General features: G+C 42.9%; 15 protein-coding genes, 20 tRNA genes and 1 rRNA gene. 3 read left to right on the top strand and 33 right to left on the bottom strand.

Annotated elements, in window-relative coordinates:
• The first annotated feature begins 283 nt into the window (after positions 1-283).
• Complete coding sequence (locus N1I86_RS12020; RefSeq protein ID WP_341096511.1) at positions 284-1156, top strand: EamA family transporter; 873 nt, start codon at positions 284-286, stop codon at positions 1154-1156.
• 234 nt (positions 1157-1390) lie between these two features.
• On the opposite strand, the gene N1I86_RS12015 is transcribed toward N1I86_RS12020, so the two are convergent.
• Together N1I86_RS12015 and N1I86_RS12010 are read right to left on the bottom strand one after the other, a co-directional pair.
• Positions 1391-2572, bottom strand: coding sequence for an IS701 family transposase (locus N1I86_RS12015; protein ID WP_003353085.1), 1182 nt, complete (start codon positions 2570-2572; stop codon positions 1391-1393).
• 1375 nt (positions 2573-3947) lie between these two features.
• Complete coding sequence (locus tag N1I86_RS12010; RefSeq protein WP_003352707.1) at positions 3948-4388, bottom strand: Dps family protein; 441 nt, start codon at positions 4386-4388, stop codon at positions 3948-3950.
• Between the two features lie 126 nt (positions 4389-4514).
• Here N1I86_RS12010 and yidD point away from each other — a divergent pair, with 126 nt between their 5' ends.
• Positions 4515-4757: a membrane protein insertion efficiency factor YidD gene (yidD, locus tag N1I86_RS12005; protein WP_003352706.1), complete on the top strand. Its 243-nt coding sequence runs from the start codon at positions 4515-4517 to the stop codon at positions 4755-4757.
• 152 nt (positions 4758-4909) lie between these two features.
• On the opposite strand, the gene N1I86_RS12000 is transcribed toward yidD, so the two are convergent.
• The 5 genes from N1I86_RS12000 to N1I86_RS11980 all read right to left on the bottom strand — a co-directional run bounded on the left by N1I86_RS12000 (position 4910) and on the right by N1I86_RS11980 (position 11281).
• Positions 4910-6415 carry an o-succinylbenzoate--CoA ligase gene (locus tag N1I86_RS12000; protein WP_003352705.1) on the bottom strand — a complete coding sequence of 502 codons (1506 nt, stop codon included), beginning with the start codon at positions 6413-6415 and terminating at the stop codon, positions 4910-4912.
• Between the two features lie 76 nt (positions 6416-6491).
• Entirely contained in the window at positions 6492-7310 is an 819-nt protein-coding gene (gene menB, locus N1I86_RS11995) for a 1,4-dihydroxy-2-naphthoyl-CoA synthase (RefSeq protein WP_270583969.1), read from the bottom strand.
• 14 nt (positions 7311-7324) lie between these two features.
• The gene (menH, locus tag N1I86_RS11990; RefSeq protein ID WP_341096507.1) at positions 7325-8134 is read right to left on the bottom strand and encodes a 2-succinyl-6-hydroxy-2,4-cyclohexadiene-1-carboxylate synthase; all 810 of its coding nucleotides are present in this window, start codon (positions 8132-8134) and stop codon (positions 7325-7327) included.
• Positions 8131-9876, bottom strand: coding sequence for a 2-succinyl-5-enolpyruvyl-6-hydroxy-3-cyclohexene-1-carboxylic-acid synthase (gene menD / locus N1I86_RS11985; RefSeq protein WP_341096504.1), 1746 nt, complete (start codon positions 9874-9876; stop codon positions 8131-8133). The genes menH and menD overlap by 4 nt, the downstream gene beginning before the upstream one ends.
• Entirely contained in the window at positions 9869-11281 is a 1413-nt protein-coding gene (locus tag N1I86_RS11980) for an isochorismate synthase (RefSeq protein WP_341096502.1), read from the bottom strand. The genes menD and N1I86_RS11980 overlap by 8 nt, the downstream gene beginning before the upstream one ends.
• Before the next feature lie 403 nt (positions 11282-11684).
• On the opposite strand from N1I86_RS11980, the gene N1I86_RS11975 reads away from it, so the two are divergent.
• Positions 11685-12608, top strand: coding sequence for a 1,4-dihydroxy-2-naphthoate polyprenyltransferase (locus N1I86_RS11975; RefSeq protein WP_341096500.1), 924 nt, complete (start codon positions 11685-11687; stop codon positions 12606-12608).
• Positions 12609-12850: 242 nt separating this feature from the next.
• On the opposite strand, the gene N1I86_RS11970 is transcribed toward N1I86_RS11975, so the two are convergent.
• From N1I86_RS11970 to rrf, 26 genes are all read right to left on the bottom strand, one after another.
• Positions 12851-15256: a glycogen/starch/alpha-glucan phosphorylase gene (locus tag N1I86_RS11970; protein ID WP_341096497.1), complete on the bottom strand. Its 2406-nt coding sequence runs from the start codon at positions 15254-15256 to the stop codon at positions 12851-12853.
• Positions 15243-16694, bottom strand: a complete 1452-nt coding sequence (gene glgA, locus N1I86_RS11965) for a glycogen synthase GlgA (protein WP_341096494.1) — start codon at positions 16692-16694, stop codon at positions 15243-15245. Before glgA ends, N1I86_RS11970 begins: the two co-directional genes overlap by 14 nt.
• Positions 16691-17719, bottom strand: coding sequence for a sugar phosphate nucleotidyltransferase (locus N1I86_RS11960; RefSeq protein WP_341096493.1), 1029 nt, complete (start codon positions 17717-17719; stop codon positions 16691-16693). Before N1I86_RS11960 ends, glgA begins: the two co-directional genes overlap by 4 nt.
• 44 nt (positions 17720-17763) lie before the next feature.
• Positions 17764-18837, bottom strand: coding sequence for a glucose-1-phosphate adenylyltransferase (locus N1I86_RS11955; protein WP_003352695.1), 1074 nt, complete (start codon positions 18835-18837; stop codon positions 17764-17766).
• Entirely contained in the window at positions 18779-20779 is a 2001-nt protein-coding gene (gene glgB / locus N1I86_RS11950) for a 1,4-alpha-glucan branching protein GlgB (RefSeq protein WP_003352694.1), read from the bottom strand. The genes N1I86_RS11955 and glgB overlap by 59 nt, the downstream gene beginning before the upstream one ends.
• 349 nt (positions 20780-21128) lie before the next feature.
• Positions 21129-21200: transfer RNA gene (locus N1I86_RS11945), tRNA-Glu, on the bottom strand.
• 13 nt (positions 21201-21213) lie between these two features.
• Positions 21214-21306: transfer RNA gene (locus N1I86_RS11940), tRNA-Ser, on the bottom strand.
• Between the two features lie 11 nt (positions 21307-21317).
• Positions 21318-21392, bottom strand: a tRNA-Asn gene (locus N1I86_RS11935).
• 6 nt (positions 21393-21398) lie between these two features.
• Positions 21399-21472, bottom strand: a tRNA-Ile gene (locus N1I86_RS11930).
• A gap of 13 nt (positions 21473-21485) precedes the next feature.
• Positions 21486-21559 (bottom strand) — tRNA-Gly (locus tag N1I86_RS11925).
• An 11-nt stretch (positions 21560-21570) separates the two neighbouring features.
• Positions 21571-21646 (bottom strand) — tRNA-His (locus N1I86_RS11920).
• A gap of 33 nt (positions 21647-21679) precedes the next feature.
• A tRNA-Phe gene (locus tag N1I86_RS11915) sits at positions 21680-21755 on the bottom strand.
• A 31-nt stretch (positions 21756-21786) separates the two neighbouring features.
• Positions 21787-21860: transfer RNA gene (locus tag N1I86_RS11910), tRNA-Met, on the bottom strand.
• 20 nt (positions 21861-21880) lie between these two features.
• Positions 21881-21973: transfer RNA gene (locus tag N1I86_RS11905), tRNA-Ser, on the bottom strand.
• Positions 21974-21982: 9 nt separating this feature from the next.
• Positions 21983-22059 (bottom strand) — tRNA-Ile (locus tag N1I86_RS11900).
• Between the two features lie 6 nt (positions 22060-22065).
• Positions 22066-22139, bottom strand: a tRNA-Met gene (locus N1I86_RS11895).
• A 22-nt stretch (positions 22140-22161) separates the two neighbouring features.
• Positions 22162-22237: transfer RNA gene (locus N1I86_RS11890), tRNA-Ala, on the bottom strand.
• Between the two features lie 16 nt (positions 22238-22253).
• A tRNA-Pro gene (locus N1I86_RS11885) sits at positions 22254-22327 on the bottom strand.
• Between the two features lie 2 nt (positions 22328-22329).
• Positions 22330-22406: transfer RNA gene (locus N1I86_RS11880), tRNA-Arg, on the bottom strand.
• 7 nt (positions 22407-22413) lie between these two features.
• Positions 22414-22499: transfer RNA gene (locus N1I86_RS11875), tRNA-Leu, on the bottom strand.
• Positions 22500-22506: 7 nt separating this feature from the next.
• Positions 22507-22581 (bottom strand) — tRNA-Gly (locus tag N1I86_RS11870).
• Positions 22582-22590: 9 nt separating this feature from the next.
• Positions 22591-22672, bottom strand: a tRNA-Leu gene (locus N1I86_RS11865).
• A gap of 6 nt (positions 22673-22678) precedes the next feature.
• Positions 22679-22751, bottom strand: a tRNA-Lys gene (locus N1I86_RS11860).
• 129 nt (positions 22752-22880) lie between these two features.
• Positions 22881-22956 (bottom strand) — tRNA-Thr (locus N1I86_RS11855).
• Between the two features lie 10 nt (positions 22957-22966).
• Positions 22967-23042, bottom strand: a tRNA-Val gene (locus tag N1I86_RS11850).
• 6 nt (positions 23043-23048) lie between these two features.
• Positions 23049-23164: ribosomal RNA gene (gene rrf / locus N1I86_RS11845) — 5S ribosomal RNA — on the bottom strand.
• Positions 23165-23275: the final 111 nt, after the last annotated feature.

Genomic DNA, 23275 nt, shown 5'->3' with positions numbered 1-23275 from the left:
TTTTATTTTACTTCTATTCAATTCGATCTATTGTTTTATTTCATTATAGCATAAATTATCTAAAAATTAAATATAAAGCGAAATTTCCGTTTTATTAAGGCGTACGGTTTAATACCTGCTCCATAACGACGTCTTCTTTTCTTGGAAATAAAAAAGTAGTATGTTAAAATCTAAACGCTTTATAATATTATATATTTTCTGAATAATATATAATAAAGAAAAAAGGTTAGATACCATCCCCCCCTTGACCATGGTGTTTCTTTTTACAGGAGGAGAATTTCTTATGACAAATGGGAGGTCTGCTTTTCTTGTTTTTCTAGCTGCAATATTATGGGGGACAACGGGAACAGCTCAAACTTTTGCACCTGATAGCGCCACCCCTGTTGTTATCGGAGCTGTCCGGTTAGCCATCGGCGGTCCCGCGTTGCTCATCTCCGCTTTTTTGAAAAGGAAATTAAATCATCAAGGGTGGTCGGTTATCCCCGTTATCATGGCTGCATTATGTATCGCTGCCTATCAACCGCTTTTTTTCTCCGCAGTGAAATTAACAGGAGTCGCAATAGGAACTGTTACGGCAATCGGAAGCGCCCCGATTTTGGCAGGCATCCTTGAATGGATTGTGAAGAGGAAAATTCCTGAACGAAACTGGTGGCTTGCGACGTTTTTAGCAATGATGGGCTGTCTATTGCTTATTCGGAATGATCATGAAATGAATGCCGCGCCGTTAGGCATCATTATGGCAATTGGTGCGGGATTATCATTTGCGGCATATACGTTGATCACGAAACATTTGCTCGAAAAGCACACACCCGAGGCAGCAGTTGGAGTTGTGTTTACTTTAAGTTCGATTTTCTTAACCCCCTTTTTATTTGTATACAATCTCAAATGGCTATTAGATCTTCATGGGATAGCAGTTGCTTTATATCTCGGACTTTTTGCCACTGCGCTTTCTTATATGTTTTTTGCGAAAGGACTGATGGGGATCCACGCCTCAACAGCGGTTACCCTTTCTTTGGCTGAACCGCTCACTGCTGCATTACTTGGTGTTTTCATAGTTGGTGAGACGCTGGCTCCCATTGCATGGACAGGAGTTCTTTTGTTATTCATCGGGTTAGGATTATTGTCCTTTAAACCCGGAAAGCAAAAAAGAAGATAGTTTGACCCATCGATCATACCCGTTATTTCATAACATGATCGCTTTCAATAAGATCGGAAAGAGCATATTAAAGGAAGTTATCATCATGTTAATAATTATCTTTCCGAATTTCCAAGCTGAAGAATTACCTGTATTCCCCGACGTTTTACCAGATGTAAAACTAATTTATTACTGTAGATGAGCATTTTTATTAACAATGATTACCATACGAAAAAGAGACAAACGGGGTACCCCTTATGCCACGTGGAGCTGTTTTTTCACGGCATCAATGGGAATATTTTGTTTTGCTGCACGATAAATGAACTCCACGAGGCTATGTCCTTTTCTCTTGCGCAGGAGATCGAGCCCATCCGAAACATCACTGTTCGACTCGAACATGCTGTACACATACGCAAGTTGCACCAAGATCCAATACCGTTTCACCGCCCGACGCCCGCGAACGCGGTATCCATCGAGTTTCAGCTGGTCTTTCGCTTGACGGAAAAAACATTCGATCGACCAACGCTCGGCATAGTAGCACAAGATGTCTTCATCGCTTAGCTCGCGATCGGTGCTCAAGACGCAATGAAGATGTTTCGGTGTCATCGGCTGATCGGCTTTCCATGCGAGCAGCACCACGGCATCCTTGAGACCGTTCAGAGCACCTTCGTAGCGATACACCCGATAACGCTCTTTTCCCACCGTGACGAGGCGGGTATCCCGTGGCTCCATAGATTTGGCAAATTCCTTTGCTTGAATGGCCGTCCCTTTTGGATAGAGAATCCGATTCGTCTTGAGCATCGCGATGACGTGGAACCCTTTTTTCAAGCAGGCTCCCACGAGGGTTTTCGATGGATACCAAGAGTCCATGAGCACATAAACGGGTCGACTCACATCCAACGAAGAAAGCATCTCGATCGCGAGTTCCCCTTTGCTTTTCCCCGCCGTCTTGTCGTAGAGGCGAAAGGCAAAAGGAAACGCTTGGGTCATCGTATGAACCATGAGCCAAACGAGAGAATGTCCCCAGATCGACTTTTTCTCTGCGTGAGAATAGTGCCAATCACACCCTTGAATGGCGTGTGTTGCCCGTGACGAGGGCTTCGTTTTTTGGCAAATCGTATCATCGATCGAAACAAAAATGGGTTGATTCTCTCGTTTCGAGCTGCGTTCGACACGATGAAGCACCCACTGCTGGAGTTTGCGAAGCAACGTCTCTTCTTCCCATGGGCTTTTCGTGAAAAAATGGCTGAGTGTCGTGCGATGGTTCGGATGAAAACTCCCGTGATGTAGATCGGTCAGTGTTCCCGAAAAGCCCTTTGTAATCATCGCATCCACGATATGAACGAGATGCTTCATGACAGGTTTTGAGAAATAAAGTGCCAACCCCAACATCGTCAAAAACTTGTGGATTCCTAGGTGATGTGCTAATCTATTCATGAGACATGAACCCCCTTGTGAGTAGTTGTGGCACATCTATTCTAACCAAGGAATCGGGTTCATGTCTTCTTTTTTGTTTGGTTGTAAATTTATGTTAGCGAATTTGCTCATCTACAGTTTATTATCAAAACGTATGTTTTTAGGAAATAGGGGGCAACACAAATGGAAACCAATAATCGAAACTGTTTAAGATGCCAAGAAGAGATGACTAGGGTGGTCTGTAATCCCCGGCGGTGGCGGGGGAGTATTGCTAATTGAAAAGATGAAGTCAGGATTCTTTAAAGGAAAAACGTCAAGCGTTAACGCATTTGTATGCACTCAATGTGGGTATGTAGAACTTGTTGCTGAAAATCCAGCAATTTTCAAAGAAAAATAAGTTTTATGAATTTCTAATCGAGTAGGAGGGAGCGATGAACTCCCGTCCTCTCACACCACCGTACGTACGGTTCCGTATACGGCGGTTCAATTAAGATCATTGACGCAAGTCTTTATAACTTCCGTGAATAGCTGTTCTCTTTATGCCAGTGGTCACTCCACCCTCCAAGAGGTCTCCCACGGGATTCACCGCTTCCTCCCTCAAGTGAGGTACTACGTTTTCTGTGTTCATCATGACTCACTGAATACCAAGGGCTATTCTCTCTTAATTGTTCGGTCCTTCTTAGTTGTTCTAGACCAACTAATACTATGACCTCTGCTGACTTCTGACGGTTCAGCTACTTATCACTAAGTAGGTTATGAAGAGTACTTCACATATCCGCCAGACCTCCCCGGGTAAGTACATGCACTTTCACACCATCTATCCGCCTCATTTACTCGATATGACCTTCGACAGAAAGAGCTTTGTTTTGTTATGCAAACTCACTCCATCATACCTAGCCTTATATGAGGTTCGTGTTCCTCGGTCCGGTGTTTTGCCTCCAGCTTCCTTCAGATTCCGCGTCACCACGGACACCCTTGCTCTTGGCTAACCTCTACTTCTGTCTTCGGGGTTCGGGACTTACACCCTATAGTTCATGTACATGCCGGGCGCACATAGATAAATGGACCTCATCCATCTAAGGTCCATTATTTTGCAAAAACAGCAAACATTGAACAGAGCCATTTAAAAAAAGAAATGAGAGTGTTACGCGAATAAAAAATAGTAAACACTCGGAAAGGTTGCTTTTTCATTTAAACACCAACATGCTCTGAATGATGTTTGAGCCTTCATTCGGATATTTCCGGAAGTTCATTTTTGAAAGTGTGAATCTCCCAGTTCATTGGCTCAATGTATTGACTTGTATTGTACTCTTTATACACTCCATAGTGTTTTTATGATGATTGCATGAATAAAAAAGGGTGTCCCTCATTCAAATTTAGGACACCCTCACACTACTTATTTGCCAAGAAAAGAATTCAACATCCAAACATATTTTTCTAATTTTTGGTGAATGGAAAGCAGCATATCTCCCGTCGTGTCATCGCCCACTTCTGCGGCCAAGTCCATTCCTTCTTTTAATTCTTTTATTAAGATCGAGAAATCGTTTACGGTCGCCTGCACCATTTCTTCAGCGGTTTCCGTTCCTTCGGCTTCCTTCACACTAGCTACTTCCAAGCTTTCTTTCAACGTAGCGATCGGCTGACCGCCTAATGCCAGCAGTCGTTCTGCCAATTCATCAATATTTTCGCTTGCTTCATTATAAAATTCTTCAAATTTTTCATGAAGGACAAAAAATTGTGAACCTTTTACATACCAATGGAAGTTATGTAATTTTGTGTAAAGCACTGTCCAATTGGCTACTTGCTTATTGACGATTTCCAATAATTTTTCCGACATTTTTATCACCCTCCACATTTATGTTGTTCCCATTTCCATTTTAAACTAAACATGGAACCTTGTCATTTTTTGTACCTCGATCTGGAATCATGATAAAATAAACCTACTGCTAGGGAGAGGTGTATCATGGGAAAAAAGTTTGCCATATTCTTTATCCGAATTTACCAACAAGCGATATCTCCATTAAAACCTCCTTCTTGCCGATTTTATCCAACCTGCTCTCAGTACGGTTTAGAAGCGATAGAGCGTTTTGGCGTCCTGAAAGGCGGAATGTTAACATTAAGACGAATCAGCAAATGCCATCCTTTCCATCCCGGCGGCTATGATCCCGTACCCGAAAAATGGCCGAAAAAAAAGAATGATGATTAAAAAAGAAATTCGTTCGTTAAAAAAGCGCCCATCTAAATTCCGAATCGTTACAAATCGCTTCCGACTTTATATGTAAGTAAGAGGCACTGACATTTACCTTAAAGGAAAACGTCAATCCATAAAAAAGAGGCTGCCGCTTTGGCAAGCCTTTTTTATTCATCCGAGTTTTGGGCATTCTTTTTCATCATTTCCCGGTACAGCTGTTTTAATTCCCTTCTTAACAATTTGTTGGACGCATTTCGCGGCAATGCCGGCACGGTAAAAAAGCGCCTTGGAATTTTATATTTTGCCAAATGCATTCGGCAATAATCCAATAATTCCTCTTCTGGAGCGTGCTTTTTCACGACGAGAAACGCAACCGGCACTTGGCCCCAGTTTGCATCATTTACCCCAATGACTCCGGCTTCAACAACATCCGGATGTCCCGTTAGAACCGATTCGATTTCTGCCGGATATATGTTCTCTCCACCGGAAATAATCAAATCTGAACGCCGATCCAACACATACAGAAAACCCTCTTCATCCAGATAGCCGATATCCCCCGTGAACAGCCAACCATCTTGGAATCGCTCGCGATTTGCGTCTTCCCTTTTCAAATAACCTTTCGTCACATTTGGTCCTTTTACGACAATTTCACCGGCTTTCAGAGGAGGCAGCACTTTCCCATCTTCCATAATGCGAATTTGTGCTGGAAAAAGCGGCTTTCCGGCTGATCCAAGCTTGCTCAAACTATATTCAGGCGGAAGCGTTACGATTTGCGAGGAAGTTTCGGTCATTCCGTATGTTTGAAATACGGGAATTCCTTTTTCAGCACATTGTTCCAAAATCGATTTTGGCGCCGGGCCTCCGCCGAGAAGCATGCAGCGAAAACGTGATGAATAAGATTTATTTCCAAGATTATTCAGTAAACGCTGCAACATCACCGTCACAACGGAAATAATCGTTCCTTCACCGTTGATCAGCTTATTGTTGATGTCTTCTTCATCAAATCGTTCATATAGCCGAACAGTCATTCCGTATATGATGCTGCGCATTAATATGGAATAGCCGCTGATGTGGAAAAGAGGGACAGCACAAATCCATAGATCATCTTCTTTTAACCCTAAATTCAACGCAGAACCGGCTGCACTCCAAAAATGATTATCGTATGATTGCAAAACTCCTTTTGGATTGCCGGTCGTACCTGAAGTGTACATAATGGAACATATATGATCCATCTTCCACTCTTCAGCAATAAATGTAAGACGCGGCTCTCTTTCCTTCAGTTCATCTATGCTTGCTTTTTCCAAATTCCCGTTTTGATTTTGTACGCGATCCGCTGTATCTTTAAATTCATCATCGTAAATCAGGAGCTTGGCCTCTGAATCCGTAATCTGCCATGAGATTTCTGATTCTGTTAATCTTGTATTGATCATGACCGCCACTGCGCCTAACTGCTGTAAAGCATAAATAATAAAAATCGATTCCGGTTTGTTTTTGACTAACAAGGCTACCGCATCCCCCGAACTGATGGAGTAGGATGCAATTTTTTCCGCGAATTTCAGCGCTTTTTCGAAAACGTCTTGAAACGTATAAGACTGATCATGAAAAAGAACGGCAGGACGGTCAGGAGTTAATGATGCCCGCTGTTTTAAAAAATTGGGTAATACTGCGGCCACACGAAAACCTCCTTTCTATGATTCAAAAAAGCTTGATGGAATTCCATCAAGCTTTCTTCGTGATTCTTGTACGATATCAAGGGAAACGCGGGAATTGTCCAAAATTTGGTTTACGTTTTTCTTTAAAGGCATCGCGTCCTTCTTTTGCTTCATCGGTTGTATAATAAAGCAACGTTGCGTCGCCGGCCAATTGCTGAATTCCGGCTAAGCCATCGGTATCAGCATTGAACGCCGCTTTTAAGAAACGAATGGCCGTCGGACTTTTTTCTAAAATTTCTTCCGCCCATTTCACCGTTTCTTCTTCTAATTTCTCAAGTGGAACAACTGTATTGACAAGCCCCATTTCCAATGCTTCCTGAGCGTTGTATTGACGGCAGAGATACCAGATTTCTCTCGCTTTTTTATGACCGACAAGACGAGCCAAATAGCCAGCTCCGTATCCACCGTCAAAGCTTCCCACTTTCGGTCCGGTTTGTCCGAAGATCGCGTTGTCAGCCGCAATCGTTAAATCGCAAACGACATGAAGGACATGACCGCCGCCAATGGCATATCCGGCTACCATCGCAATAACCGGTTTCGGAATCACGCGAATCAAACGCTGCAAATCCAATACATTTAAGCGCGGAATATTATCTTCTCCTACATAGCCGCCATGTCCGCGGACTTTTTGGTCACCGCCGGAGCAAAACGCTTTGTCTCCCGCACCTGTTAAAATGATGACTCCAATATTAGAATCATCGCGAGCATACGAAAAAGCATCAATCAGTTCCATGACCGTTTTCGGCCGAAAAGCATTTCTGACTTCCGGGCGGTTAATCGTAATTTTGGCAATGTGGTTATAAGTTTCATAAATAATATCTTCGTATTCGCGTTCCTTTACCCAAGGAAACCCCATTTTCATTCTCCTCCTTATGTAGAACTAATAAACTCATTCACTATTGTACCAAACTTTTGACTATCTTCGACATGAATTGCATGCCCAGCGCCTTCGACTTCTTCCCAACGTCCATTCGGCAGCATTTTTTTCATTTCTTGGGCAATTTTTTTAAATTTCACATCCAGTGAACCGGTGATCAACAGCACCGGCATGTCCAGACGATCTAATTGGCTCCACCAAGACGGCTGTGCGCCAGTACCCATCCCTATAAGAGAATTGGCCAGTCCTAAAGGATGTTGGCGAAGTCTTTGTTCGCGGATTTTTTTTCTGATCTCGATCGGCAATTGAGACTGAGAAGCAAACAAAGGGATCTTTTCCCACTCATCTACAAATGCCTGAATACCAGCTTGCAAAATTTTTTCTGCCAATGCATGATCTCGTTTTCTGCGCGCAGACCTTTCCGTTTCAGTTTTCAAACCGGGAGAAGAACTCTCCAAAATCAACCGTTTGACTCTTTTCGGATATAATACCGCCATCGTCAAGGCTAGCCGCCCTCCCATGGAATAGCCGATCACATTGATTTTCTGGATACTCAGACGGCTCAATAGTTCGATCACGTCACCAGCAATCTTTTCGATCGCATATTCTTCGCTGTTTTCCGGATGTGCGCTGTTGCCATGGCCGAGAATATCGATGGAAATGCATTGATAATCTTTTTGCAGCTTTGCCACTATTTCATCCCATGTTGTATGGTCGCCGGTAAATCCATGAAGAAATAAAAGCGGCTCCCCTTTTCCAGCGAATGTGAAATAATACGTTCGGCCATTGACCGTCATATTCATTTTCTCTCACCTAGCAGCATAGAAGTTATTTCCCGGGAAACATTCTTCCACAATTGTCGATGGACCATGACATTTTTTTCCCGATTGGTCGGTACTTCAATAATGGATAATCCTTCATGGGAAACCGCTTTTTGTACAGACTCTTGAAATTCATCCCAGCTTGATATTTTTTGATAGTCGCCTCCGTACATTTCAGCAGCAAGCGAATAATCCAGATCGATGGGAGTGCCAAAAAGTTCTTCAAAATGTTTTGGATGCTCTGCCTGGGGCAAATAAGAAAAAATGCCGCCGCCGTTGTTGTTGACGATGATGATATTCACATTCAATCGATGCAGTTTAGCTGCGAGCAGCCCGTTCATATCGTGAAAGAGCGAAAGATCGCCGATGACTAAAAACAATGGCTGCCTAAATACGCTCGCCCCCATGGCAGTGGAAACAACCCCGTCAATGCCATTGGCTCCCCTGTTCGCCATAATTTCAATCTGTTTAGAATTCTTAAAGAAGAAGGAATCTACATCTCTAATCGGCATGCTGTTGCCTACGAAGAGAGTGGCTCCTTCAGGCAATGCATGATGAAGCTGATAAAACAGTTTCCCTTCATCTAAAAACTCGACATCATTTACGGTGCGCATCCATTCTTTTGTTTTCTCGTTGACGGCTATCCATTTTTCAATCCACTGGGAATGATGGTTTCTTCGTACTTTTTCAGATAATTTTCGGCAAAAAGATGTTTCCTCACAGGCAATCATTCGTGTGGCAGAATAAGATGGGTCACGCCAAAGACCTCCGCCATCGACCACCCATTGCTCAGCATCGCGGTTTTCTTGCAAAAAGAAAGTCAACGCTTTGGAGACCGGCATGGCACCAAAACGAATGATCACATCTGCAGCAAGCAGACGGCGGACGTTTTGATCCCTCAAAAAAGAATCATAACTGTCTATAATTTCTTTTGACAAAAAAGGGCCGCTTCTCAACTGTGAGAGCGGGTCCGCCAAAACGGGAAAACCTAACGCTTTCGAAAGCTTCACGACTTGTTCGGAAAAACCGGTGGAATCAAGCGCTCCACAAACGATAATCCCGCGCTCATACTGAACCAGTTCATGCGCAAGGCCTTCCAGTTCCTCCTCTGGAAGTTCACGCGCAACATTTTGAAGCTGAACAGTCCGTCCAGTTTGTGTGATGGATTCGTAAGCATGCTTATAATCAGGGATAAGCGGTTCACGAAACGGAAAATTCAAATGAACCGGGCCCATCGGTACTTGAGAAGCTATATAAACGCTTCGAGCCGCATTCGAACGCGCGTAGCGAAGCATCGTATCCCCCGTCTCCGGAAGCGCCATATCGACAAACCATTTCACATGGCGACCGTAAAGATGATTTTGATCGATCGCTTGCGGAGCCCCTACTTCCCTTAGTTCATGCGGTCGATCAGCGGTAAGAACAATCAAGGGGACGCGTGCATAATTTGCCTCGATCACAGCCGGATAATAGTTGGCTGCAGCGGTTCCGGATGTACAGAGCAACGCGATCGGTTTCCGCAAAGCTTTTGCCATGCCCAAAGCAAAAAAACCGGCTGACCGCTCATCGATGTGAAGATACAAATGCAGGTCAGGATGTTCTGCCATCAACATGGCCATCGGAGTTGATCGCGACCCCGGACTGACGACAACATGGCGAACTCCTGCTTTCGTCAATTCATCAATGAAATGGGATAAATACAATGTCAATGATTCATTATTCATGGATGTCTCCTCCTATAGCCCGGAGCATTGGCCGAAACTTAATGCTTGTTTCTATATATTCGCTCTCCGCTTCTGAATCAGCTACAATTCCGCATCCTGCGTATAGATAAGCTTGAGCGTCATGAAAAAGACCAGAACGGATGGCCACTGCAAATTCTCCGTTTCCGTCGCCATCTATCCAGCCGATAGGTCCGCCATAAAGACCTCTGTCTATTTCTTCCAATTGACGAATCTTTTCTATCCCTTCTTGCTGAGGCAGACCGCCTAACGCAGGAGTAGGATGCAATCTTTCAACAAACTGCAGCACCGACATGTTTCGACGGGCTTTTCCGACAACAGGCGTAAAAAGATGCTGTATATCACTCAATTTCAGCAGCTCCGGCTGTTCTGGAATTTGAACGTTTTCACACAAACTGTTGATGACGCTGCCAATCATATCGACAACCAACTGATGTTCTTTTCGATTTTTACGATCTCCCATTAATTCTTGTCCAAGCTTTTGGTCCTCTTTTAAATCTTTGCCGCGCCGGATCGAACCAGCCAAGCATGTGGAAAGCACATTTTCATGCCACTTTTGGACCAATCTTTCTGGAGACGCGCCTAAAAAACAACGATTCATCGTTTCCAGCGCAAAGAGGAAGCTTTCATGCTGCTCCTCCCATAAACGTTTTAATACAGCTTCCAGAAAAGGTCTTTCTTGAAACTGTACGGTTAACATTCTGGCTAATACCACTTTTTTTAGTGTTTCATTACAGTGAATTTGTTTAACCGCTTTATGGACTGCTTGCTTCCATTCGTTGCTGCCGTGCTCAGCCACATTTACGATGGCCGTCATTCTTTCCGGGACTTCTTTCGCGTTTCTAATGACCTTTTCTTTTTGGCTGATCCATTTTTCAAGAAAATCGTCTTCTTCATGGGCTGTATGAATCACGTTGGAAGTCAAATATGTACGGTCTTTTTTTATCGTTACCATAAACGACGGAAGAACAAAATAGGCAGAAGAAAACGGAGCCCATTTTTCCTCTTTTATCGTGCCGGGGTCAAAAGAAAAACCACCGAATAAAAGGGGGCCGGTGCCCATAACCTCTTTATGGGCGTTTTCGATCACCGCTTCTTTCAATAAATGATTCCATTTATCCTCTATTTCTTTATATCTTTCCTTAATTCCCTTTTCGCTCCTTAAAACAGCTGCATTCCCCACACCAACTATAATCGTGTCGCTTTCGGAGTCTTTCCAAAAAAAGCGTTCACCTGAATAAACGGAATCATTGCCATAATAAAAAGCGAGGGGATCTATAAAATCCATTTCTTCTGTTATACTGAAAAGCATGGCTTGATTCTTCCTTTTTCTGTTTTCCAATTTGCTCATCAATTGAACAGGAAGATGATGACTTTTAATAGACAATGAAACAGCCTCCACTTCAACTATACTTTATTCGACTCTCGCGTTTAAACTTCTTTAAAGATACACCTCTGTCGTTTTTAAAGTCAACGTAACACTTTTTTCACAATTCCATTTCTATTATATCTTAACCTTGCCAAAGATTAATCAAATACGCTTGCCCACAATAAAATAAGCTAAAGAAAAAGTTGGCATTCGCATTACGACGAAAGTCAGAAGGATCCAGCAGAGATTTTAATCGGCTGTTTCTTTTCCCGCGCATTCCTTAGGCTGTCATTATCCCCCCTCCCGTTCATCAATCGGTAAAAAAAGATTGACACCTTTTGTTTCATTTTCTATAGTGATGGTGGGAGAATAGGATGTTTTATAGGCTATTTTTACTAGAAATATAAGGAGAGATCCATCAATGGAAATGCATACAACTCCTGCTATACAGCCGGAGAAAGGATGGCGTGTTTGGTGGCGTCTTACTCGTCCACACACCCTGACAGCCGGCTTTGTTCCTGTTTTAATAGGGACCGCGCTCGCATATCAATATACATCGATACATTTTGGTTTATTTTTTGCCATGCTGTTGGCTAGTTTGCTGATCCAAACGGCTACCAATATGTTTAATGAATATTTCGATTATGTGCGCGGCTTGGACACAGAGCATTCAGTCGGAATCGGTGGAGCCATCGTACGAAACGGCATTAAACCGAAGACTGTTTTATCTCTAGCTTTTGCCCTGTGCGGAATATCTGTACTGCTCGGCGTCTATATTTGCATGCAATCAAGCTGGTGGATTGCGGTTATCGGAACGCTTGGAATGATTGCCGGATACCTCTATACGGGCGGACCGAAACCGATTGCTTATACCCCGTTTGGCGAACTGACATCAGGCTTGTTCATGGGACTTATCATTATTTTAATATCCTTTTACATTCAAACGGAATTCATCACCACTACAAGTGTTCTGATCTCGATTCCCATTTCTATTTTGATCGGCTCCATCTTATTGGCGAATAATATTCGAGATTTGGATGGCGACAAAGAAAACGGCAGAAAAACATTAGCCATATTGCTCGGTCGAGAAAATGCGATCCGTTTCCTGCAAGGGATGTTTATCGTTTCGTATGCTTGGGTAACAGCCCTCGTCCTATTTCAAATCGCCTCTCCATGGCTATTGATCGTCTTTTTAAGTGTACCAAAAGCCGTCAAAGCCGTTAAAGGATTTATCGGAAAAACGAAACCGATCCAAATGATGCCTGCCATGAAAGCCACCGCACAAACGAATACGATCTTTGGATTTTTGTTATCAATCGGGCTTTTTATCAGTTACTTCTTATAACCTGTCCCTATAATGAGGACAGGTTTTTTCTTTGTACAAAAATAGATGTATGGATGATGAATATTAGTCGCCCGCAAGGATGGAAAGGGGTTTTTAAAATCAACGAGGGGATGGATCCAAGAAGTGAATGGATGAATGCCAGTTGGCGGGAGCCGGGGAAAACAAGCTTTTATTCTTGATAAAAAGGCGCCCGCCGAACATAGGCTTATTCAAACTAAAAGTTCCATTGGCGAAAAGTCGGATTAGTCTCGATTTCCATATTTTCCAATCTTCCAAATCTCTTTGGCATATTCTTGAACGGTCCTGTCACTAGAAAAATATCCCGACTGCGCGATGTTTTGAACCATCATTCGCAACCAACGCTCTTGTTCTTTTTCATAGAGATATCCTGCTTTTTCTTGAATCGCCACATAAGGAGAAAAGTCTTTTAACACAAAATACTGATCATTTCCTTCAAGCAAAGAATCATAAATCACTTCGAACTGTTCGGAATCAGGCAATAGACCATCAACCAGCCGATCTACCGCCCGCCTGATACGCTTGTCATGATGGTAATATTCACGGGAATAATAGCCGCCATCTTTTTCAAACTTCATCACTTCTTCCGATGTCAAACCAAAAATCAAAATGGATTCCGAACCGACCCGCTCCAACATTTCAATATTAGCCCCATCCAGCGTCCCGACCGTAATGGCCCCGTTCATCATAAATTTCATATTTCCAGTGCCTGAAGCTTCTTTGCTGGCTGTAGAAATTTGTTCACTTATATCGGCTGCAGGAATAATTTCTTCTGCAAGCGAAACGCGGTAATTTTCGAGAAATATCACTTTGATGAATCGATTGACAATAGGATCGTTATTCACGATTTCAGCTAAAGAATGGATCAGCTTAATAATTCGTTTCGCATAATAGTAACCCGGAGATGCTTTCGCGCCAAAAATAAAAGTTCGCGGATAAATAGAAAAAGTGGAATCTTCTCGGATGCGGTTATACAAATAAAGAATATGAAGAATATTCAGCAGCTGTCTTTTATAGGCATGAAGACGTTTCACTTGGACATCAAAAATAGAATGGGTGTCGACTTTGATCCCATTTTGTTTCCAAATTCTTTCAGCCAATATTTCTTTGCGGGCCGCTTTTACTTTCTTCAATTGTTCTAAAAACAGCCAATCGTCCTCGTATTGTTTCAATAAGCTCAATTTTTCCGGTTCTCTGATCCAGCTGTTTCCAATCGATTCCGTTATTAAGTGGGATAACTCCGGATTCGCTTTTAACAGCCATGTCCGATGAGTCACTCCATTCGTTTTATTGTTAAACTTTTCCGGCTGGAATTCATAAAACCGTTTCATTTCCCTTTTTTTCAAAATTTCTGTGTGAAGTTTGGCCACTCCATTTACACTATAGCTTCCGGAAATCGCCAAATGAGCCATTCGGACTTCGCCGTATGAAATAATGGCCATCTTCTCAATCCGTTCCCAATCTCCCGGATATTTTTCCCAAAGCTGTTGACAAAAACGTTCATTTATTTCTTGAACAATCATATAAATTCGCGGCAGCAGCGGCTGAAAAAGACGGACAGGCCAACGTTCAAGAGCTTCTGACAACGTAGTATGATTCGTATAACAAAAAGTATGGGACGTAATATGCCATGCTTCATCCCATCCTAATCCTAGTTTGTCCATTAAAATCCTCATCAGTTCAGGAATCGCCAAAGCTGGATGGGTATCGTTAATATGTATGGCCGTATAGCGATGAAAATCCCGAATCTGTTTATGCTGGGAAAGATAATTTTTTACAATCGATTGAATGCTCGCCGAAACGAGAAAGTATTGCTGCTTCAAACGCAATATTTTTCCTTCATCATGAGCATCATCGGGATAAAGAAATTCTGAAATCGCCTCTGTATCTTTCTTATACTTCATCACATCTTTATTAGGCATATATCGAGACGGTTCAGCGCTCCACAGCCTTAAAGTATTTACGGTTTTTCGTTTATAGCCAATAACGGGAATATCGTATGGTACAGCTGATACATATTCAGCATCCAATTGATGGAATGTCAACCTTCCATTATCATTCTCCGTTTCTACTCTTCCCCAAAAGGGAACTTCCATCGTTAAATCGGCTTTTCTCACTTCCCAGACATGCCCATGCTTCAACCATTGCTCCGGCAGTTCAACTTGATAGCCATTGACCATTTTTTGTTCAAAAAGGCCGTATTTATAGCGAATGCCAAGCCCATGTCCAGGTAAATCAAGCGTTGCAAGCGAATCAAGAAAGCAGGCGGCCAGCCTCCCAAGACCGCCGTTCCCCAGAGCTGTATCCATTTCTATTTCTTCCAACTCGGAAAGTTGAATCCCCAGCTCTGAAAGTCCCTCTTTTACGAGGTCATAAATCCCGGCATTTAATAAATTTTGTCCAAGAAGCTTTCCAAGAAGAAATTCAATGGACAAATAGTACACCTGTTTTTGACGATGAGAACGATAATGTTCATTCGTTCGAATCCAATTCAGGCTAATATACTCCCGCACCATGTTTCCCAATGTTTGAAATTGATCCGAAGGTGTTGTTTCCGCAAAACTTTTTCCAGACGTTCTTTCAACTCGGTTTAAAAATGCTTCCTTAAACTCTGCTTTAGTAGAAAACATGGCTTTCCCTCCCAGCTAGCAAATCGGCATACATTTCATTATATTGATAAGCAGAATGAGACCAGCTGTTATCAGCAGCTAACGCCTGTCTAACCATTTCATACCGAATGTCAGGCTGACGATAAAAAGACAGTGCTCTCCGAATGGTATACAGCATATCATGTGCATTGAAATTTCGAAACGAAAACCCGTTCCCTTCTTTCGTGATTTCATTATAAGATTGAACCGTATCGTTGAGCCCGCCTGTTTCCCTTACTATTGGAAGAGTACCGTATTTCATCGCGATCATTTGCCCTAATCCGCACGGTTCAAATTTCGACGGCATTAAAAATAGGTCCGCCCCCGCATAAATCCGATGGGCCATTTCCTCGTTAAATTCCAAAATGGCTTTAACTTTTTTTGGATAAAGGTTTTCCGTTTCGGCAAAAAATCGTTCGAATTCTGCTTCTCCCGTACCCAGTACAATCAATTGGACATTCTCTTGCATGATCTCATGAAAAACACATTTGACCAGATCCAGCCCTTTCTGTTTTGTCAACCTCGAAATAATCGCTATAACAGGAATATGTTCCTCCACGTTTAAATGAAGCTGTTCTTGAAGGCGCTTTTTATTTTCTTTTTTTCCACTTAGATCTTCTTCCGAATAAGGTTCGATATACGGGTCATGACGAGGATCATAAATCGATTCATCTATTCCGTTCAGTATGCCCGTTATCTGTTCTTTTCGACTATTTAATACTCCGTGAAGCTTTTCTCCAAAATAAGGGGTTAGAATTTCATCCCGATAAGTCGGACTAACCGTTGTGATCCAATCAGCAGATACAAGGCCCGCTTTCAGGAAATTAATGTTGCCGAAAAATTCGGTTAATGAAGGGTGATAATGCTCCTCTTTCAACCCGAGCAAATCAGTGAGCACGGTTTTAGGGAAAATTCCTTGGAATTGAAGATTATGAATGGTCATGACGGTTCGGATCAATTCATATCCGTGTCGATGTTGATGCTCCATCCGTAACATAAACGGAATCATTCCGGCATGCCAATCATGACAATGAAGAATTTCCGGGTAAAAATTCAGGGAGGCCAAACTGTCCAAAACCGCTCTTGTAAAAAAAGAAAATCGTTCCCCGTCATCGAAATAGCCATACAGGCCCTCTCTTTTAAAATAATATTCATTATCGATAAAATAATAAATGACTCCATCATATTCTAACCGTTCCACTCCGCAATATTGATTTCTCCATCCGACCGAAACCGTCAATTCCGCCTCTTTTGTCATTTGCGATTTCCAACGACCATCTATATTGCCGTATTTGGGAAGAATGACGCGAACATCATTGCCGAACCTTTTCAATTCTTTTGGCAATGATCCCGCCACATCTGCCAATCCTCCTGACTTGATAAAAGGCACACATTCCGATACAACAAATAATATTTTCAAGACTTCATCAACTCTCCTTGTTTTGCGCCTTTTGGCAAGACAATCGGGAACCCATTCCGAGCTTCCAAAGATACACCGTTCTTAATTTGCCCATTTTTATCGACAATGACTCCATTCAAATGACAATCCTTGCCGATTTGGGATTTTTGCATAATAATGCTGTTTTTTATGACCGTACCTTTTTCTATCTTGACGCCTCGAAAAATCACACTGTTTTCGACCGTTCCCTCAATGACACAGCCATTGGCAATAATCGAATTTTTGACAATAGCCGATTTCGTATATTTTGTCGGCGGCTCATCTTTCACTTTTGTAAAGATCGGCTGGCCGTCCTTAAACAATGCTGACCAATTGTCTCGTTCCAACACATCCATGCTCGCTTGATAGTATGAAGCAATCGAAGTAATTTTTTTCACAAATCCTTCATATTCGTACAGGCATATTGTCAAACGACTATTTTGATCTTCCACCACATCCTGCATGCATCGATATCCTGTTATTTTCCTTGTTTGTATCAATTGAACTAACAATGACTTCTTCACAAGGTACATATCCATAGATTGTCCATGGTGGGAAATCATCATAATATCACAATTTTCATTTATAAATCGATTTAAGATCGGTTCAAAGTTCATGTTAAAAACCGTAAAGCAATTGCTGATTAATGCATATTGTTGCTGGCTTCGGTCAAAATAATCCATGTGATGGGCAAAATGACTAAACGATCCAATCCCCTCTTCCATAACTTCTAAACCTGGTGATGGAAAGAAAAAGAGCCCATCTCTTTTACGGTTTAAATCCCATTCCTTTCCCGATCCTAAATGATCCATTAAGGAACGGAACTGAAATCGCGGAAAAATGGCCACACTCTCGATTCCCGAATTCACCATATTGGAAAGAATAAAATCGATCAAGCGATAGCGCCCCGCGAACGGAACGGCTGCTAAACAACGATGGGTTAGCAGTTCCTCCATAGAATCAAAATAAGTGGTTGCATCGATGACACCAAGCAAAGAAGCTTTCAATCGATCCCCTCCCTATTTATTATTCTCTATTTTCATTTTTAAATTTAAGCAATCCATTGCTGTAGATTATCTTGTGTAATCAATGGAATTTCCATGAAATCATAACCGCGGATTTCCGTATGTTCCGGCAAATCACAAGTAACAATGGCCCGTTCAATCGTGCAATATTTTCCTATCTTCGTGTTGGGCAAAATGACAGAATCTTTTATATAGGACTCTTCGTCGACGACTACTCCTTGGAATAAAACCGAATGATGAATATATCCATCCACGACGCACCCTTCATTCACTAATGAGTCCTGTATAACGGCATGTTCGCCAATCGATTGCGGAGGCTGGTTTGGATTTACAGAGTAAATTCTCCATGATTGATCAAAAATGTTTAATCCACATTCTTCTTCCAGCAAATCCATGTTCGCTTCCCATAAGCTTTGAACCGTACCAACATCTTTCCAATACCCCGAAAATGGATAGGCGTAAAGACGTCTCCGCTTGCGTAAAAGAGTCGGAATAATATCTTTTCCAAAATCATGGCTTGACAAAGGATCTTGATTATCTTTATCTAAACAATCTTGCAACAAATCCCAATTAAAAATATAAATTCCCATAGATGCCAAATTGCTTTTTGGAATCTTAGGTTTTTCTTCGAATTCGGTTATTTCCATTTTTTCATTTGTATTCATAATTCCAAACCGGCTTGCTTCTTTCAATGGCACTTCGATTACGGAGATCGTCGCCTCTGCACCCTTTTCAATATGAAACTCGAGCATTTTGCAGTAATCCATTTTATAAATATGGTCTCCTGACAAAATCAATACATATTCCGGATCATATTGCCGCAAATAATTAAGATTTTGATAAACGGCACTAGCTGTTCCCGAATACCATTTCATCGTCGATGATTCACTGTACGGGGGCAAAACCGTCACTCCTCCGTTTTTGCGGTCAAGATCCCAGGCGCTTCCGATGCCGATATAAGAGTTTAAGACTAACGGCTGATATTGGGTAAGCACCCCCACCGTATTAATTCCCGAGTTCGAGCAATTGCTCAAAGTAAAATCAATGATCCGATACTTTCCGCCGAACGGAACGGCCGGTTTTGCCAGTTGTTTGGTCAATGCGGACAGCCTGGTCCCCTGACCTCCCGCTAGCACTAGAGCAACACATTTTTCTTTTGCCATCGATTGATTCCTTCCTTTCAAGCGTTTCCGGTTTTAAATAAAGAACTGCAAAAGGTGGTATGATTAATTCTATGTACGCGGATTTGCCATGATACATCCCTTTTTTCGCCGATAATGGCCTATGATTCACCCTTCCTGAGCCGCCAAACTCGTCACTATCGCTGTTCAAAATCTCTTTATAGGTTCCCAAAAAGGGCACTCCTACCTTATATTTCTCGTACGCAAACTCTCTGAAATTGCAAATCACGATAAGTGGATTCCCATCTTTGTCTTTCCGTATAAATGAAAAGATGCTTTGGCTGTAATTATGAACATCAATCCATTCAAATCCTTCAGAGGAATGATCTAGTTGAAAAAGAGGAGTCTCTTTTTTATATAAGGAGAGCAGTGTTTTCGAGAAATGTTGGAATTTCGCATGAAGCTCATATTGACTCAAATGCCAATCTAACTGTTCCCGATCTTTCCATTCGGAAAATGGGGCCAGCTCAGTGCCCATAAACAACAGTTTTTTCCCGGGATGAGCCGCCATATACCCTATTAACAGGCGAAGCTGGGCAAACTTTTGCCAATAGTCTCCGGGCATTTTATCCAACAGTGATTTCTTGCCGTGCACAACTTCATCATGGGAGAAAGGCAAAATGAAATTTTCAGAAAAAGCGTAAATCAAAGAAAAACTAATAAGAGAATGATAATGAGAACGTTCCTCAAATCCTAATTCCATGTAGGTAAGAACATCATTCATCCATCCCATATTCCATTTGTAATTAAATCCAAGACCACCGCAATAAACAGGAGAAGTAACAAGAGGAAAGTCCGTAGAATCTTCTGCAATCATCAGCGTATTTTCATCATACTGAAAGACCGATTCATTCAGCTTTTTCAAAAATTCAATTCCAAAAGAATTCAACTGATTTTCATGGCGGTTTGGCCAATAGAGAAGGTTTGCAACGGCATCGATCCTAAAACCATCTATATGATAAATATCTAGCCAAAATAACGCATTGGAAATTAAAAAACTGTGAACTTCCTTTTTAGCTAAGTCGAAATTAGCTGTTCCCCATACATAATTTTCCCGATCCCATTCATGTTCGTATTCATATAAAAAACTCCCGTCAAATTTTGACAGACCATGAGCGTCCTTGCAAAAATGACCTGGAACCCAATCCAAAATAACCCCTAAACCGTGTTGATGGCAGCAATCCACAAAATACATAAAATCATGCGGGGTTCCGTATCGGCTTGTCACTGCATAGTAGCCCGTTGTTTGATATCCCCAAGATAGATCAAATGGATGCTCGGTTATCGGCATTATTTCAATATGAGTAAATCCTTGTTCTTTTACATACGGAATTAAAGTTTCCGCCAATTCCTTGTAAGAATAAAAATCACCGTTTTCTTTCTTTCGCCACGTTCCAAGGTGAACCTCATATATGAACATGGGCTCGTCATATAATCTCTTTTTTTCTTTTTCCAACAGCCATGATTCATCATGCCACTTATAGTCGTTCAACGAATAAATAATCCCTGCGGTTCTCGGACGCTTTTCCGTATAAAAAGCATATGGATCGGTTTTCAAAAAACGTTCTCCGTCCCGGGTCGTTATTTCATATTTATATAGCTCTCCTTCCAAATTTCCGTTCACCGACAGGAACCATATACCATCCGGACCAGTACGCTCCAAACGGTATCCCTCACCATTCCATCCATTAAAAGTACCCATCAGCCTTACTTCCACCGCATTTGGGGCCCAAATACAAAATTCTGTCGTTTCCTTACCATGGCGTTTTCGGATGTGTGCACCAAAAAGACCGTAACAATGAAAATGTTTTCCTTCATGAAATAAATAATGATCCATATCCGTAGGGGCAGATGCAGACATAAAAGTATCCCCTCCTCCAATTAGTGTCATGATTAAATTCTGCTGTTAGAGAGAGAACTCCTTTTATAACTTTTCACTGTTTTCTGACAAAATCCAAACCATTTCACCACGGGAAAATGTTGTCTAGCATGTAAGGGCTTCTAATGATACAGTCGTCAAAGAGGGAAAGACTTCATTTTAACAGTACATCTTATAGTCTTTATATCTTCCATATGGGAATATTTATATGCTTAACAGATATATGGAGGTTCAAACTCATATGAACATAAAAAAACCGCAGTGGCTTTAACACTGCGGCTAAAAACGAATAGGACAAAAAAATCGGCAGCATGCTGCCGATTTTTCAGAGTGACCCGTACGGGATTCGAACCCGTGTTACCGCCGTGAAAGGGCGGTGTCTTAACCACTTGACCAACGGGCCATATTCATATAAATGGTGGAGAAGGCGGGATTCGAACCCGCGCGCCGCATATTTGCGACCTAACGGTTTAGCAAACCGTCCTCTTCAGCCACTTGAGTACTTCTCCTTATACAAAAATGGCTCCGCAGGTAGGATTCGAACCTACGACCGATCGGTTAACAGCCGATTGCTCTACCACTGAGCTACTGCGGAACAAAATGGGCCTGAATGGACTTGAACCATCGACCTCACGCTTATCAGGCGTGCGCTCTAACCAGCTGAGCTACAGGCCCATGCTGAATGAATTGGAGCGGGTGATGGGAATCGAACCCACGACATCAGCTTGGAAGGCTGAGGTTTTACCACTAAACTACACCCGCGAACACTGCAATGGGGCGACTAGTGGGAATCGAACCCACGAATGTCGGAGCCACAATCCGATGCGTTAACCACTTCGCCATAGCCGCCATAAACATTACATGAGAATCAATGGGCAAAAATGGTGGCTCGGGACGGAATCGAACCGCCGACACAAGGATTTTCAGTCCTTTGCTCTACCGACTGAGCTACCGAGCCAAAATATTTAAATTCTAAGAAGGAAAAGCAATTGCGGGGGCAGGATTTGAACCTGCGACCTTCGGGTTATGAGCCCGACGAGCTACCGGACTGCTCCACCCCGCGACGATAATCATCATTCAGAATGGCGGAGGAGGAGGGATTCGAACCCCCGCGCGGTGTAACCCGCCTGTCGGTTTTCAAGACCGATCCCTTCAGCCAGACTTGGGTACTCCTCCACGAATGAATGGTGGACCTTGTAGGATTCGAACCTACGACCGGACGGTTATGAGCCGTCTGCTCTAACCAGCTGAGCTAAAGGTCCTTTAAATGGCGGTGGAGGGGATCGAACCCCCGACCTCACGGGTATGAACCGTACGCTCTAGCCAGCTGAGCTACACCGCCATATGTCATATAAACTTGTAATTGGTGGAGCCTAGCGGGATCGAACCGCTGACCTCCTGCGTGCAAAGCAGGCGCTCTCCCAGCTGAGCTAAGGCCCCATTACTTTTATTTCAATCGGGAAGACAGGATTCGAACCTGCGACCCCATGGTCCCAAACCATGTGCTCTACCAAGCTGAGCTACTTCCCGTATGGCGCGCCCAAGAGGAGTCGAACCCCTAACCTTCTGATCCGTAGTCAGACGCTCTATCCAATTGAGCTATGGGCGCAAACGAGTGCCGAGGGCCGGACTCGAACCGGCACGGTGGTCACCCACCGCAGGATTTTAAGTCCTGTGCGTCTGCCAATTCCGCCACCCCGGCATGATAATGGAGCGGAAGACGGGACTCGAACCCGCGACCCCCACCTTGGCAAGGTGGTGTTCTACCACTGAACTACTTCCGCATTTACATGTGCGGGTGAAGGGACTCGAACCCCCACGCCTTGCGGCGCCAGACCCTGATTCTGGTGCGTCTGCCAATTCCGCCACACCCGCACAAAGTGAGCCATGGAGGATTCGAACCTCCGACCCTCTGATTAAAAGTCAGATGCTCTACCGACTGAGCTAATGGCTCATAACAAATTTGAATGGTCAATTGCTGTATTTAGGAATCTGGATCATCTGATTGGGTGGTAAACCCGACACGTTTCTCAAAGATAATATGTTTATTATTTTCCGATTGATCTAGCGATCCAAATCAAAATGGTGCCGGCTGTAGGACTTGAACCCACAACCTACTGATTACAAGTCAGTTGCTCTACCAATTGAGCTAAGCCGGCTCGTTATGTATGGTGGAGGTTGACGGGATCGAACCGCCGACCCCTTGCTTGTAAGGCAAGTGCTCTCCCAGCTGAGCTAAACCTCCATCATCGCCTGGCAGCGTCCTACTCTCGCAAGGGGAATCCCCTCACTACCATCGGCGCTGAAGAGCTTAACTTCCGTGTTCGGGATGGGAACGGGTGTGACCTCTTCGCCATCGCCACCAGACTAGTTACTCTAGTTTGTCGTAAGACAAATATTATTATAACAAATTATTTTTAATTTTCAAGAATAAATTTTTCTTCTTTAACGATTCTTTATGTAGTAAAACCTTTATAT

The organism is Bacillus sp. FSL W8-0116, from assembly GCF_038003825.1.
Lineage (GTDB): Bacteria > Bacillota > Bacilli > Bacillales > DSM-4216 > Bacillus_O > Bacillus_O smithii.
The sequence above is the reverse complement of the archived record's forward strand: the minus strand, read 5'-3'. Positions and strand labels throughout refer to the sequence as shown.